This window comes from Methylobacterium currus (assembly GCF_003058325.1).
Classification (GTDB): domain Bacteria; phylum Pseudomonadota; class Alphaproteobacteria; order Rhizobiales; family Beijerinckiaceae; genus Methylobacterium; species Methylobacterium currus.
On sequence record NZ_CP028843.1, the window covers coordinates 5,613,571 to 5,628,050 of the forward strand.

The window sequence follows — 14,480 nt, forward strand, 5'->3', positions numbered from 1 at the left end:
GGCGGGATAGCCCGCCCGGTTCCGGTCAGCCCTGCGCCAGCCGCCGCCCGGTGGCAGGGTCGAACAGGTGCAGGGCGGCCGGATCGATCGCGAGGCGCACCGTGTCGCCCTCCTGGGGCGCCGAGCCCGCCGGCACCTGCACGGCGACATCGGTCCCGGCGAGCGGCCCGTGCAGCAGGCGGGTGGCGCCGAGCTCCTCCACGAAGGCGATCCGGAAGGCGAGGCCGTCCTCGGCGATCCGCAGGTCCTCGGGCCGGATGCCGGCCTCGAGCGCGGTGCCGGGCGCGATCCCGGCGGCCGGGATCACGGTGCCGTCGATCCGCACGGCCCCCGCCACGGCCTCGGCGGGCAGGATGTTCATCGGCGGCGAGCCCATGAAGGTCGCGACGTAGCGGGTGGCGGGGCGGCGATAGATCTCGATCGGCGTGCCGACCTGCTCGATCTGGCCGCCATTCATCACCACCAGCCGGTCGGCCATGGTCATCGCCTCGACCTGGTCGTGGGTGACGTAGACCGTGGTGACGCCGAGCTGGCGCTGCAGGCGGCGGATCTCGACCCGCATCTGCACCCGCAGCTTGGCGTCGAGGTTCGACAGCGGCTCGTCGAACAGGAACACCTGGGGCTTGCGCACGATCGCCCGCCCCATGGCGACGCGCTGGCGCTGGCCGCCGGAGAGCTGGCGCGGATAGCGCGTCAGCATCGCCTCGAGGCCCAGGAGGCGCGCCGCCTCCGTCACCCGGGTCTCGATCTCGGGCTTCGGCGTACCGCGGTTGCGCAACCCGTAGGCGAGGTTGTCGTAGACGCGCATGTGCGGATAGAGCGCGTAGTTCTGAAACACCATCGCGATGTCGCGGTCGGCCGGCTCGACCTCGTTGACCGTACGGTCGCCGATGGTGATCGCCCCCGAGGTCACGGTCTCGAGGCCGGCGATCATCCGCAGCACGGTGGACTTGCCGCAGCCGGACGGGCCGACGAGGACGCAGAAGGCGCCGTCCGGCACGTCGAGCGAGACGCCGCGCACGGCCTCGACGCCGCCGGCATAGGTCTTGCGCAAGTTGTCGAGGGCGAGGCCGGCCATCAGAGCGATCCGATCGTGCGGAAAGAGGTCACTTCTCGGTCTCCACCAGGCCGCGCACGAACAGCTTCTGCATCGCGAACACCACCACGACCGGCGGCAGCATCGCCAGCACGGCAGTCGCCATGACGATCTGCCACTCGGTGAGCTGGTCGGTGATCGAGGTCATCTTGCGCAGGCCGATCACCACCGTCTGCATGTCGTCGCGGGTGGTGACGAGGAGCGGCCAGAGATACTGGTTCCAGCCATACAGGAACTGGATCACGAACAGGGCCGCCATCGTGGTGCGCGAGAGCGGCAGCAGGGTGTCGAGGAAGAACCGCACCGGCCCGGCCCCGTCGATGCGGGAGGCCTCGACGAGCTCGTTCGGCACCGTCAGGAAGAACTGGCGGAACAGCAGCGTCGCGGTCGCCGAGGCGATCAGCGGCAGGGCGAGGCCCGCATAGGTGTCGAGGAGCTGAAGGTCGGCCGCGACCTTGTAGGTCGGGTAGATCCGCACCTCGACCGGCAGCATCAGGGTGACGAAGATCGCCCAGAAGGCGGTCTGCCGAAACGGAAAGCGGAAGTAGATCAGCGCGTAGGCCGACAGGAGCGAGATGAAGATCTTTCCGAGCGCGATGGCGAGCGCCATGATCGTGCTGTTGAGGAGCATCAGCCCGACCGGCGCGCCGGCCATGCCGGATTCGGTCAGCGCACGCTTATAGGTCTCGAGGCCGTGGCCGCCGGGCCAGAGCGGCATCTGGCCGTTGGCGATGGTGGCCGCGTCGTGGGTCGAGCCGATCAGCGCCAGGTAGACCGGGAAGACGACGATGCCGACCCCGAGGCAGAGCACGAGGTGCGGGATCAGGTTGCCGAAGCGGCGGTTCTCGACCAACGGGGCCGCTCCCTGGCGGATGGCGTCTTGTTCTCGGTGCCGCACCGCCGTGACGGGCGTGCGACGCTCCTAGCACCGGTCAAGCTCTGACGGAAGCGGCGTCCGCCCGGAGGGTCTTACAGGCCCGCCTGCTCGGCCAGCGCCTTCAAGTCCGCCTGCGGCCGGGCGCCGAGATGGGAGATCACCTCCGCCGCCGCCACCGCGCCGAGGCGGGCGCAATCGGCGTGGTCGAGGCCGCGGGCGAGGCCGGCGAGGAAGCCCGCCGCGAACAGGTCGCCGGCGCCGGTGGTGTCGACCACCTCGCGCACGGGCGAGGCCGGCACCGCCTTCGTGTCCGCCCCCGACACGACCAGGGCGCCCTCCTCGGAGCGGGTGACGATGCCGAGCAGGCCCGTCTCCTGGCGCAGGGCCGCGACCGCCGTATCGGCGTCGGCGGTCTGGTACAGGCTCTTCAGCTCGTGGATGTTGGCGAACAGGATGTCGAGGCTGCCGTCGCGGATGAGGCCGAGGAACTCGTCGCGGTAGCGGTCGACGCAGAACGCGTCCGACAGGGTCAGCGCCACCTTGTTGCCGGTGCCGTGGGCGATCTCGGCGGCCTTGCGGAACGCTTCCTTGGCGGCCGGCGGGTCCCACAGATAGCCCTCGAGGTAGACGTGGCGGGCGCTCCTCACGACCTCCTCGTCCACGTCCGCGGCGGTCAATCCCTGGCAGGCGCCCAGATAGGTGTTCATGGTGCGCTCGCCGTCCGGCGTCACCAGCACGAAGCAACGGGCGGTGGCCGGGCCCTCAGCTGCCGGAGCGACGCCGAACTGGACGCCGGTGGCGTTGAGGTCGTGGGCGAAGAGGCGGCCGAGCTCGTCGTCGCGCACCTTGCCGATGAAGCCCGCCCGCGCCCCGAGCGACGCCGCGCCCACCGCCGTGTTGGCGCCCGAACCGCCCGAGATGATCGTCGCCGGACCCATCACCCCGAACAGGTGCTCGGCCCGCGCCTCGTCGATGAGCTGCATCGCGCCCTTGTGCACCCCCTCGCGGACCAGGAAGGCCTCGTCGGTGCGGGCCATCACGTCGACGATGGCGTTGCCGAAGACGAGGAGATCGAGGGAAGCGGTCATGCAGGGGCTCGCGCGCAAGATGTTGGGCGGCCTGTCGCATTCGCCGTCCGGAGGGTCAAGCGCGCGCTCACGATTCCTCGAACAGCGACGCGACGGCGAGGACGAGACCCGGCGGGTCGAGGACGAGGGTGCCGTCCTGCCTGACGCTGCTCTCGATCCGGTCGCCGGCCCGGCGATGGTGGACGACCGTCCGCCGGTCCGGGTCGACCATCAGGTAATGGCGGATGCTCGGCACCCGGAAGTAGCCGGTGAGCTTCTCGCTCGCGTCGGTGCGGCGGGTGCTGGGGGACGAGACCTCGACGACGATGACGGGGTTCGTCACCTCGACCGCGTCGGGATCAATCCGGGGACCGCACTAGACCAGCGCGTCCGGCTCGGAGGCGATATGCGCGTCGATCCGTACCGTCATGCCGTCGGGCAGCATCTCGCAAGGAGAGCCGAGTGCCCGCAGGCCGCGGTCGAGGGCGGCCTGGACGGCGAACTTCACCCGCGCATGCCGGCCCCGCTCCGGCGCCATCGCGACCACCTCGCCGTCGACGAGCTCGTGGCGGCCCGTCACCGTGGCGCTTCAGGCGAGGAACGCGTCGACATCCATGCGGGGATCGGGGCAGGCCGGCCATGGGCTTCAGCCTGCCACGCCCCCGTCACTGTAGCGACTGCATCTCGCAATTGGCATACGCGACGCTGCCATCGGCATAGGCCTTGAGCTTGCGCGCATACGCCTCGGCGCTCGTGCGGTAGGGGCCGAGCTGCGCGTTGTAGGCCTTGATCCCGTCATTGTAGGTGTAGGCCTCCCAGCCCGGGCAGCCGCCCTTGGCGTCGAGGCAGGCGGGCTTCTGCGGCAAGGCGGGCTTCGCCGGCTTCTCGCTCACCGGGGGCGGAGCGGGAGGGGCGGTGCAGGCGGCCTGCGCCGCTTGGTGGGCTCCTTGCGCCAGCAGCAGCAGGAGGGCGGCGAGGGCGGTGCGGGGCACGGCGGGTCTCCTCAAGGGGCGAATTCTCGGGGCGAACTCTCGGGACGGGCTTTCGCGCCCGCGAAGGCCTCTCACGCCATCGTGTGGTCGGCGGATCGGGTCAAACCGCCGCTCGCGGCTTATCTGTGGCGCATTCCGCACTGCACCCGGTTCCCGAATGCCCACCCAGATCCGTATCGCCTACCCTTGGCTCGATCGCGCCGGTCGGCTGTCCCGGTTCAAGCTCGCGGTGTTCCTCCTCGCCCTCGCGCCGGGCCTGTGGTTCACCGCGGCCTACGCCCTCGACCAGCTCGGCGGAAAGCCGCTGACCGCCTACCTGCACGCCATGGGCGACTGGTCGGTGCGGTTCCTGATCCTGTCGCTCGCGGTCACGCCGATGCGGCGCATCGCCAATGCGCCCAAGCTGATCCTGGTGCGGCGGATGCTCGGGCTCACCGCCCTCGCCTACGCGCTGTTCCATTTCACCCTGTACATCGTCGACCAGAAGTTCGACCTCGCCCGGGTGGCGAGCGAGATCGTCTTTCGCATCTATCTCACCATCGGCTTCGCCGGTCTCCTCGGGCTGACGGTCCTCGGCGTCACCTCGACCGACGGGATGATCCGCCGCCTCGGCAAGGCCTGGCCGCGGCTGCACCGGCTGGTCTATCTGCTCACCGCTTTGGCGCTGCTGCACTTCTTCCTGCAATCGAAGATCGATGTCTCGAAGCCGGTGTTCTGGAGCGGGCTGTTCCTCGCCCTGATGGGCTGGCGGCTGATGCATCACCTCAAGGTGCCGAGCACGCCGCTGCCGCTCTTGGGCCTCAGCCTCGCGGCCGGCCTCGCCACGGCGGGGCTGGAGGCCGCCTGGTACGCGCTTGCCACCGGGGTGCCGGCTGGTGCGGTGCTCGCCGCCAACCTCGACTTCGCCTACGACATCCGCCCGGCCTGGTGGGTGCTCGGCGTCGTGATCCTGATCGTGCCGCTCAATCTGTGGCAGAACCGGACGACGTCCGGCGGGCGTGGGCCCGTGGCGCGGCCGGCGCGCACCGTGAAAGCGTGATCCGGCCTCGCCGGCGGCCATCCGCCTCGGAGAGCCAGCGTCGCCTTTTTTCGGTTGCGGCAATCCTGGTTCTCTCAAGATAAATCGGTGCAGGGACGGTCGTTCGACGCCACACCGGAGGTGGAAACTCCGATCGAACGACCGTTAGCGCTACTTGGGCACAATGCCTGATTGCGCAGCACGATCAACGGCTCAGCGGAAGTGGGCTTTTGTGTTGAATTATTGATACAAAAGATTTTTTCAGAAAATAGGCCTAGGTAGGGCCATACAAAGCTAAATTTTTCTGTGCTTACTTTCGTGACGAGCCGCTTGCTGAAGATGGCACCTGCGTCGAGGGCGATCGTGACGGCGGCGCCTAAGATTGATGGAGTTGGACCGAGACTGATCTATGCTCGTCCTATACAGTATCTGGGGCGCAGAAAAACTATCGAAACAGCTTACGAAAGAAAAACGTGTTTTTTGTAGCATATCAACACGACATGCACATCAAACAATTGGGATTCAATTTGACGTGATTTGCAAGGAAGTGGTGCCCGGGGACGGAGTCGAACCGCCGACACTGCGATTTTCAGTCGCATGCTCTACCAACTGAGCTACCCGGGCGCACCGGCCGCGCAGGGCGGCGGATCAAGCACCAGAGATCGTCCCGTTCGAGGACGGCACCACTCACGTCAGGGACGAGGAAGTGGTGCCCGGGGACGGAGTCGAACCGCCGACACTGCGATTTTCAGTCGCATGCTCTACCAACTGAGCTACCCGGGCCCGCCGGCTGCGTGGGGCAGCGGCGTTGAGCGGGGGTATAGAGACGCTCGGATCGCCTGTCCAGCCGTCTCGTGCGGGCGCGCGGGCGATTGTTTGCCGGCGCTCACGCATCCGCCGCGCGGCGACGGCGGGGAGCGCGGCCGGGGCTCGCCGGGCCGCGCGGGCGGCGGGCGCGGGGCTTCGTCGCCGAGGCCTCGCGGGTCGGGGCTTCCCGGGTCGGGGCCGTTTTGCCGCCGGAGCGCGAGCCGTCGCCGCCCGCATGGGCGTCGAGGAAGGCGCGGCAGGCGTTGAAGTCGGTCTCGATCTCGGGCGGCAGCGCCTCCAGGCGCTTGGCCCGGGCGAGGGAGGCGGCGAAGCGCAGCATCGCCGGGGTCGGGGCTCGGGTCGCACCGTCACCGGCCGGGGCCGCCTTCGGTCCCGCATGGGTGTTGAGGAAGACCCGGCAGGCGCCGGCGTCGCGCGTGGCCTCGGGGGGAAGGGGGATCCCCTTGCGGGCGGCCAGGGAACGCGCGAACGACACCATCGCGGCGGTGGGCGCGCGGCCGCGGCGGGGCAGGGCCTCGCCCTCGACCGCCAAGCCCTCGACCGCCAAGCCTTCAACCGCCAAGCCTTCAACTGCCAAGCGCTCGGCGCCCGAGACCGCGCCGATCAGCGCCTCGACCCGCTCGCGGGTGCGCTGACGGAAGGCCTCGGCCCGGCGCACGGCCTCGGCTTTGGTCGATGCCCGGCCGATCTCGGCCAGCTCCGATTCGAACACAGCCCGCCCGACCGGGTCGCCATAGGCCGGAAATACCCGCCGCACCGCGGCCACGAAGGCGAGGCCGACCTCCGTCACGGTGATCGCCGGATCCTTGCCCTTGAGCAGCGTGACGTAGTGGCTCTTCATCAGCTTCGGCAGCACCGCGTCGCGGGTCGCGGCGGTGCCGAGGCCCTTGGGCTCGGTCGGGTTGGCCGGGTTCTCCAGCGCCCGCTTCAGGGCCGGGTCCTCGACCTGGTCGATCAGCCGGCCCATCACCACCGGCAGCTCGCCCCGGGTGATGCGCCGGGGCGGCTCGGTCCGGGCGGTCTCGATCGTGGGCTCGCCGCCTGTGCCAGCCTCGCCGTCGCGGACCGGCGGCAGGCGCCCGGTGGTCGGCTCGTCGTCGGCCTTGGCCTTGCCGGGCACGACCTCGTCCTCGTCGGCCTCGGTGCCGTAGAGGGCGCGCCAGCCCGGCACCCGCACCACGCTGCCGGTGATGACGAAGCGCCTCGGGCCGAGCGGCGTCGAGATGTCCGCCGTGACCGTGGTGCGGGCGTCGATCCCGTCGGCCATGTGGGCGGCGAGGAAGTTTTTTGCGACGAGGAGCCAGAGCTTCTGCGCATCGGGCGCGACATCGCCCGGCCCCGGCACCTTGCGCAGGGGCACGATGGCGTGGTGCTCGCCCGGATCCTTGACGTAATGGCCCTTCGGCCCGCGGCGGATCTGCGGCGTCGCCGGGACGTGGGCGGCGAGGTCCTTGTCGGCGGTGGCGATCGCCGCGATCACCGCGGCGGCATCCTTGGCTTGCGACTCGGGGAGGTGCACCGATTCGGTGCGGGGATAGCTCAGGAACCCCTTGTCGTAGAGCGCTTGGGCGTGACGCGCCGTGACTTGCGGGTCCCAGCCGAAGCGCTTGGCGCAGGCCCGGGAGAGCGTGTCCTTGGAGAACAGCTTCGGTGGTGCCCGTCGCACGTCCTTCTGCACCACCGCGAGCGGGCCGGACCAGCCTTCGGCGGCGTCGCGGATCGTCTCGGCGTCCTTGATCGCGAAGATCTTGTCCTTCGGTGCGTGCCAGAGCGTCAGGCGGGCGCCGCTTTCGGTCGTGACCGGAAGCGCGATCTTGTAGAAGTCGCGCGGGACGAAATTGCGGATGCGCTCCTCCAGGTCGGCGAGGATCGCCAGCGTCGGCGTTTGCACCCCGCCGAAGCGCCAGGGCTCGCGGAAGGCCGGCGGGCGCAGGCGCAAGGACACGGCCCGCGTGCCGTTGAGGCCGAGATGCCAGTCCTCGTATTGGCGGCACAGGGCCTCGAGATAGGCCGCATAGTCGCGCTCGCCGGAATCGTCCTCGCGCGCGAGGAGCCCGAAGGCCCGGCGGATCGAGATCTCGTCGAGGGCGCCGAGGCGCAGGCGGTCGACCCGGCCGCGCCAGCCCAGGTGCTCCAGCACCTCCCAGGCGATCATCGAGCCCTCGCGGCCCGGATCGGTGGCGATGATCACACGCTCGACCCCGGCCAGCGCCTGGCGGATCGCCGCGAGCTTCGGCGCGTGCGACTGGCCCGAGCGGCCGTGGCCGGGGGCCACCGGCAGGCGCTCCAGGGCGATGGGCAGCGCGTCGAAGCGCCAGGGCTTCCAGTCCGGCCGGATCTCCCCGGGCTCGGCCGCCTCCAGGAGGTGGCCCTCGGCGGCGACGCAGACCGTGCTCGGCGAGCGGAAGAACCGCTGCACCTGGCGCATCGCCGAGGGCTTCTCGAAGAAGAAGAGAGTTTTGCCGCGAGGGGACTTGCCGCGAGGGGACTTGCCGGAGGTGGCCTGCGCCATGGAAGCGGAACGCTCCTGGACGGGCGGGCGGCCCGAACGAAGCAGGAACATACCGGAGGTGGGCGGGCTTGGTCAACGGCCGGCTCCTGTGGCGTCGGCCTCGCGAGCCGCTCCGCCGTCCATGCCCGCCCCGCCTCCCCGAAACACCGCTTGCACCCTGTGCATTCCTCACATAAAGATATCTTTATGTTTGAAGTCGGAGGCGAGGAGCCCGCCGGAATGATCGCCACCGTCCCCTTCGCCGACGCCCTGGGCGTGCTGCGCGCCGCAGCCGAGGAGACGCGTCTGCGCATCCTGGTGCTGCTCGGCGAGGGCGAGCTGTCGGTCTCCGACCTCACCGACATCCTGGGCCAGTCGCAGCCGCGGATCTCGCGTCATCTCAAGCTCCTGGTCGAGGCCGGCCTGGTGGTGCGCCACCGCGAGGGTGCCTGGGCGTTCTTCCGCCTGCGCGAGGGCACGGCGGGTCTGGTGGCGCCCCTCATCGCCGCCCTCGACGCCGCCGAGCCGCCGCTCTCCGAAGACCGGGCCCGGCTCCAGGCGGTGCGGGCGCAGCGGGCGGAGGCCGCCCAGAACTTCTTCGCGCGGCTCGCGCCGCAATGGGACCGGGTGCGCTCGCTCCACGTGCCGGAGGCCACCGTCGAGGCGGCGGTGCTCGAGTCGCTGGGGACCGGGCCGATCGGCAGCCTCGTCGATCTCGGCACCGGCACCGGACGGATGCTCGGGCTGCTCGCGCCCCGCGCGGCCCGGGCGACCGGTCTCGACGCCAACCACGCCATGCTGTCGGTTGCCCGCGCCAACCTGGAGCGCCAGGGGCTGACCCGGATCGACCTGCGCCAGGGCGACATCCACGCGCCCCCCTTCGGCCGGGCCAGCTTCGACCTCGTGCTGATCCATCAGGTGCTGCATTACCTCGACGACCCGGCCCGCGCCCTGCGCGAGGCCGCGCGCCTCGTCGCCCCCGGCGGCCGCCTCCTTGTGGTTGATTTTGCCCCCCACAGCCTGGAATTCCTCCGCGAGGACGAAGCGCATCGCCGCCTCGGCTTCGCACCCGAGCAGGTCGCCGGATGGCTCTTCGAGGCCGGGCTGACCGACGTGCGGCTGCGCCACCTCGCCCCGACCGGGGGCGCGGAGCACCAGCTCACCGTCACGCTCTGGCTCGCCCATCACCCTGAAGCCGCTGCCGGCCTGCCCGACCGCGCCGTCGCCTGATCCGCTCTTTCCCGCCGAGGCCGCCGATGATCCCCACCGCCTTCCGCCCGAGCCGCGAGAGCCGCCGCCCGATCCGGGTCTCGTTCGAGTTCTTCCCGCCTAAGACCCCGGAGATGGAGGCGACCCTGTGGTCGTCGATCGAGCGGCTGGCGCCGCTCGGCCCCAGCTTCGTCTCGGTGACCTACGGCGCCGGCGGCTCGACCCGCGAGCGCACCCACAACACCGTGGCGCGCCTGGTGCGCGAGACCGAGCTGAAGCCCGCCGCCCACCTCACCTGCGTGGCGGCGACCAAGGGCGAGGTCGACGACGTGGTGCGCGCCTATCACGAGGCCGGCGTGCGCCACATCGTGGCCCTGCGCGGCGACCCGGCGGAGGGAGTCGGCACCGCCTACACGGCGCATCCGGGCGGCTACGAGCGCTCCTGCGACCTCGTCGCCGGGATCAAGCGCATCGGCGACTTCGAGGTCTCGGTCTCGGCCTATCCCGAGCGCCACCCCGAGGCCGGCTCCCTCGACCAGGATCTCGACGCGCTGAAGGCCAAGGTCGATTGCGGCGCCGACCGCGCCATCACCCAGTTCTTCTTCGACAACGACCTGTTCTTCCGCTACCTCGACCGGGTGCAGTCGCGGGGGATCGACATCCCGATCATCCCCGGCATCCTGCCGGTGCAGAACTTCAAGCAGGCCGCCAACTTCGCCCGCCGCACCGGCGCCTCGGTGCCGGATTGGCTCGCCGCCCGCTTCGAGGGGCTGGAGGACGACGTCTCCACCCGCAAGCTGGTGGCCGCGGCGGTGGCCGCCGAGCAGGTGCTCGACCTCGTCGACCGCGGCGTCACCGACTTCCACTTCTACACCATGAACCGCGCCGACCTCGTCTACGCGATCTGCCATCTGCTGGGCCTGCGCGCGGCGCCGGCGGCGGCGGAGAAGGCCGCGGCCTGAAGCCAAGGCTGCTCCTGCCTCTTCGCCCCGATATGCCCCGGGCCGCGTCACGCGGCCCGTCTTGATTCGATTGCCCGACCCGCTGGAACCCCATCCCGATGACCGACCTCCACCCCGCCGACGGTGCCGAAATCCTGACCGCCCTGCGCCGGCGCGCGGCGGAGAAGATCCTCGTTCTCGACGGGGCGATGGGCACGGTGATCCAGCGCCTCGGCCTGACCGAGGCCGACTTCCGCAGCGAGCGCTTCCGCGATCACGACCATGACCAGAAGGGCAACAACGACCTCCTGATCCTGACGCAGCCCGACGCGATCCGGCAGATCCACCTCGACTACTTCCTCGCCGGCGCCGACGTCGTCGAGACCAACACCTTCTCGGGCACGACGATCGCTCAGGCCGATTACGGCATGGAGCCGATCATCCACGAGCTGAACCGCGAGGGCGCGCGGCTCGCCCGCGAGGCGGCGTTGCTCGCCGAGAAGCAGGACGGGCGCCGCCGCTTCGTCGCCGGCGCCATCGGCCCGACGAACCGCACCCTGTCGATCTCGCCCGACGTCAACAACCCGGGCTACCGCGCCGTGACCTTCGACCAGGTCCGCGACGCTTACGCCGAGCAGGTGCGTGGCCTGATCGCCGGCGGCGCCGAGCTGATCCTGATCGAGACGGTCTTCGACACCCTGAACGCCAAGGCGGCGGTGGCGGCGGCCTGGCAGGTCTTCGAGGAGACCGGCACCCGCCTGCCGATCATGATCTCGGGCACCATCACGGATCTGTCGGGCCGCACGCTGTCGGGCCAGACCCCGACCGCCTTCTGGCACTCGCTGCGCCACGCCGATCCCCTGACCTTCGGCCTCAACTGCGCGCTCGGCGCCCGCGAGATGCGCGCCCACATCGACGAATTGTCGCGCACCTGCGACACGCTGGTCTGCGCCTACCCGAATGCCGGCCTGCCGAACGAGTTCGGCCTCTACGACGAGAGTCCCGAGGCGATGGGCAAGCTCGTCGGCGAGTTCGCCGAGAGCGGCCTCGTCAACATGGTGGGCGGCTGCTGCGGCACCACCCCGGACCATATCCGCGCCATAGCGGGCGCCGTTGCCGGCAAGGCGCCGCGCCGCGTGCCGAGCGTGAAGCCGCTGATGCGGCTCTCGGGCCTCGAGCCTTTCACGCTGACGCCCGAGATCCCGTTCGTGAATGTCGGCGAGCGCACCAACGTCACCGGCTCGGCGCGCTTCCGCAAGCTCGTCACCAACGGCGACTATGCCGCCGCCCTCGACGTCGCCCGCGACCAGGTCGCCGCCGGCGCCCAGGTGATCGACGTCAACATGGACGAGGGCCTGCTCGACTCAGCAGGTGCGATGGTCGAGTTCCTGAACCTCGTCGCCGCCGAGCCCGACATCGCCCGGGTGCCGGTGATGATCGACTCGTCGAAGTTCCCGGTCATCGAGGCCGGCCTCAAATGCGTGCAGGGCAAGGCGATCGTGAACTCGATCTCCCTCAAGGAGGGGGAGGAGAAGTTCATCGCCGAGGCCAGGATCTGCCGCGCCTACGGCGCCGCCGTGGTGGTGATGGCCTTCGACGAGCAGGGCCAGGCCGACACGCTGGAGCGCAAGGTCGCGATCTGCACCCGCGCCTACAAGGTGCTCACCGAGCAGGTCGGCTTCCCGCCCGAGGACATCATCTTCGATCCCAACGTCTTCGCGGTGGCGACGGGCATCGAGGAGCATGACGGCTACGGCGTCGCCTTCATCGAGGCGGCGCGGATCATCCGCGAGACCCTGCCCCACGCCCATATCTCGGGCGGCATCTCGAACCTGTCCTTCGCCTTCCGCGGCAACGAGCCGGTGCGCGAGGCGATGCACGCGGTGTTCCTGTACCACGCGATCAAGGTCGGCATGGACATGGGCATCGTGAATGCGAGCCAGCTCGCGGTCTATGACGAGCTGCCGGCGGAGCTGCGCGAGCTGTGCGAGGACGTGGTCCTCAACCGCCGCTCCGACGCCACCGAGCGCCTTCTCGACGCTGCCGCCCGCTTCAAGGACGGCGGTCCCGCCAAGGAGAAGGGCGCCGACCTCGCTTGGCGCGACGCGCCGGTCGAGAAGCGCCTGGAGCACGCGCTGGTCAACGGCATCACCGAGTATATCGAGGCCGATACCGAGGAGGCGCGCGCGAAGGCCGCGCGTCCGCTCCACGTCATCGAGGGCCCGCTGATGGCCGGCATGAACGTGGTCGGCGACCTGTTCGGCGCCGGAAAGATGTTCCTGCCGCAGGTGGTGAAGTCGGCCCGCGTGATGAAGCAGGCGGTGGCCTACCTGATGCCGTTCATGGAGGCCGAGAAGGCCGCCAACGGCGGCGCCGGCGGAAGGCAGTCCGCCGGCAAGGTACTGATGGCGACCGTGAAGGGCGACGTCCACGACATCGGCAAGAACATCGTCGGCGTCGTGCTGGCCTGCAACAACTACGAGATCATCGACCTCGGCGTGATGGTGCCGGCGGCGCGTATCCTCGATACGGCCCGCAAGGAGAACGTCGACATCGTCGGCCTCTCGGGCCTCATCACGCCCTCCCTCGACGAGATGGTTCACGTCGCGGCCGAGATGGAGCGCGAGGGCTTCGACGTGCCGCTGCTGATCGGCGGGGCGACGACGAGCCGGGTCCATACCGCGGTGAAGATCCACCCGGCCTACGCCAAGGGCCAGGCGGTCTACGTGACGGATGCCAGCCGCGCCGTCGGCGTGGTATCGAACCTGCTCTCGCCCGACACCAAGGTGCAGACGATCGAGAGCGTCCGGGCCGAGTACAAGCGCGTCGCCGACGCCCATGCCCGCTCGGAGGTCGACAAGCAGCGCCTGCCGCTCGTGCGTGCTCGCGCCAACGCCTTCAAAGCCGACTGGTCGGCCTACAAGCCGGTCAAGCCGACCTTCACTGGCACGCGCGTCTTCCGCAGCTACGACGTGGCGGAACTCGTCCCCTACATCGACTGGACGCCGTTCCTGCAGACCTACGAGTTCAAGGGCCGCTATCCGGCGATCCTCGACGACCCCGAGCAGGGGCCGGCCGCCCGCGCCCTGTTCGACGATGCGCAGGCGATGCTGCGCCAGATCGTCGAGGAGCGCTGGTTCAACCCGAAGGCGGTGATCGGCTTCTGGCCGGCCAACACCGTCGGCGACGACATCCGGCTGTTCACCGGCGAGAGCCGGACCGAGACGCTCGCGACCTTCCACGGCCTGCGCCAGCAGCTCTCGAAGCGCGACGGGCGCCCGAATACCTGCCTGTCGGACTTCGTGGCGCCGGCCGAGAGCGGGCTGCCCGACTATGTCGGCGGCTTCGTCGTCACGGCGGGCCTGGAGGAGGTGCGGATCGCCGAGCGCTTCGAGCGCCAGAACGACGATTACCGCTCGATCCTGGTCAAGGCGCTCGCCGACCGCATCGCCGAGGCCTTCGCCGAGCGGATGCACGAGCGGGTGCGCCGCGAGTTCTGGGCCTACGCGGCGGACGAGGCCTACAGCCCGGCCGAGCTCGTCACCGAGCCCTATGCCGGCATCCGCCCGGCCCCTGGCTACCCGGCCCAGCCCGACCACACCGAGAAGACGACACTGTTCGACCTCCTCCAGGCGGAGCCGCGCATCGGCGTCAAGCTCACCGAGTCCTACGCGATGTGGCCGGGCTCCTCCGTCTCGGGCCTCTACATCGCCCATCCGGACGCGCATTACTTCGGCGTCGCCAAGGTCGAGCGCGACCAGGTCGAGGACTATGCCGCCCGCAAGGGGATGGACGTGGCCGAGGTGGAGCGCTGGCTCGGGCCGATCCTGAACTACGATACGGCGCGGTATCGCGCGGCGGCGGAGTAGGGGGCGACGGTGCCGCGGCGGTGACCTGCCGCGGCGGCATTCGCTTGCGTCGAGATCCGTCCGGCTCCATCTCGGAGCGGCAACCCGGAGGC

Annotated in this window: 9 protein-coding genes, 2 tRNA genes and 1 pseudogene; 4 read left to right on the forward strand and 8 right to left on the reverse strand. The window is 70.1% G+C overall.

Translation table 11 applies throughout. The annotated features are described in order from the left end of the window. Nucleotides 1-25: 25 nt before the first annotated feature. From DA075_RS25855 to DA075_RS25875, 5 genes and pseudogenes are all read right to left on the reverse strand, one after another. Nucleotides 26-1,078 (reverse strand): ABC transporter ATP-binding protein, encoded by a 1,053-nt coding sequence (locus DA075_RS25855; RefSeq protein WP_099955673.1) that lies wholly within the window; start codon nt 1,076-1,078, stop codon nt 26-28. A 28-nt stretch (nt 1,079-1,106) separates the two neighbouring features. Next, nucleotides 1,107-1,949, reverse strand: a complete 843-nt coding sequence (ugpE, locus tag DA075_RS25860; RefSeq protein WP_099955674.1) for a sn-glycerol-3-phosphate ABC transporter permease UgpE — start codon at nt 1,947-1,949, stop codon at nt 1,107-1,109. A gap of 116 nt (nt 1,950-2,065) precedes the next feature. Then, nucleotides 2,066-3,061, reverse strand: coding sequence for an adenosine kinase (locus DA075_RS25865; protein ID WP_099955675.1), 996 nt, complete (start codon nt 3,059-3,061; stop codon nt 2,066-2,068). Between the two features lie 67 nt (nt 3,062-3,128). Beyond that, nucleotides 3,129-3,620: pseudogene (locus tag DA075_RS25870) on the reverse strand (Uma2 family endonuclease). 85 nt (nt 3,621-3,705) lie between these two features. Further along, on the reverse strand, nt 3,706-4,032 hold the full coding sequence (locus DA075_RS25875) for a hypothetical protein (RefSeq protein WP_099955676.1): 327 nt from the start codon (nt 4,030-4,032) through the stop codon (nt 3,706-3,708). A 157-nt stretch (nt 4,033-4,189) separates the two neighbouring features. Here DA075_RS25875 and DA075_RS25880 point away from each other — a divergent pair, with 157 nt between their 5' ends. After that, nucleotides 4,190-5,071, forward strand: coding sequence for a protein-methionine-sulfoxide reductase heme-binding subunit MsrQ (locus DA075_RS25880; protein WP_099955677.1), 882 nt, complete (start codon nt 4,190-4,192; stop codon nt 5,069-5,071). A 527-nt stretch (nt 5,072-5,598) separates the two neighbouring features. On the opposite strand, the gene DA075_RS25885 is transcribed toward DA075_RS25880, so the two are convergent. From DA075_RS25885 to DA075_RS25895, 3 genes are all read right to left on the reverse strand, one after another. Then, nucleotides 5,599-5,674 (reverse strand) — tRNA-Phe (locus DA075_RS25885). A gap of 83 nt (nt 5,675-5,757) precedes the next feature. Beyond that, a tRNA-Phe gene (locus DA075_RS25890) sits at nt 5,758-5,833 on the reverse strand. A 103-nt stretch (nt 5,834-5,936) separates the two neighbouring features. Beyond that, on the reverse strand, nt 5,937-8,390 hold the full coding sequence (locus DA075_RS25895; protein WP_099955678.1) for a type IA DNA topoisomerase: 2,454 nt from the start codon (nt 8,388-8,390) through the stop codon (nt 5,937-5,939). 219 nt (nt 8,391-8,609) lie between these two features. Here DA075_RS25895 and DA075_RS25900 point away from each other — a divergent pair, with 219 nt between their 5' ends. From DA075_RS25900 to metH, 3 genes are all read left to right on the forward strand, one after another. Continuing rightward, nucleotides 8,610-9,599 (forward strand): ArsR/SmtB family transcription factor, encoded by a 990-nt coding sequence (locus tag DA075_RS25900; RefSeq protein ID WP_099955679.1) that lies wholly within the window; start codon nt 8,610-8,612, stop codon nt 9,597-9,599. A 26-nt stretch (nt 9,600-9,625) separates the two neighbouring features. Next, entirely contained in the window at nt 9,626-10,540 is a 915-nt protein-coding gene (metF, locus tag DA075_RS25905; RefSeq protein WP_099955680.1) for a methylenetetrahydrofolate reductase [NAD(P)H], read from the forward strand. A 98-nt stretch (nt 10,541-10,638) separates the two neighbouring features. Further along, the gene (gene metH / locus DA075_RS25910) at nt 10,639-14,388 is read left to right on the forward strand and encodes a methionine synthase (protein WP_099955681.1); all 3,750 of its coding nucleotides are present in this window, start codon (nt 10,639-10,641) and stop codon (nt 14,386-14,388) included. Nucleotides 14,389-14,480 lie beyond the last annotated feature (92 nt).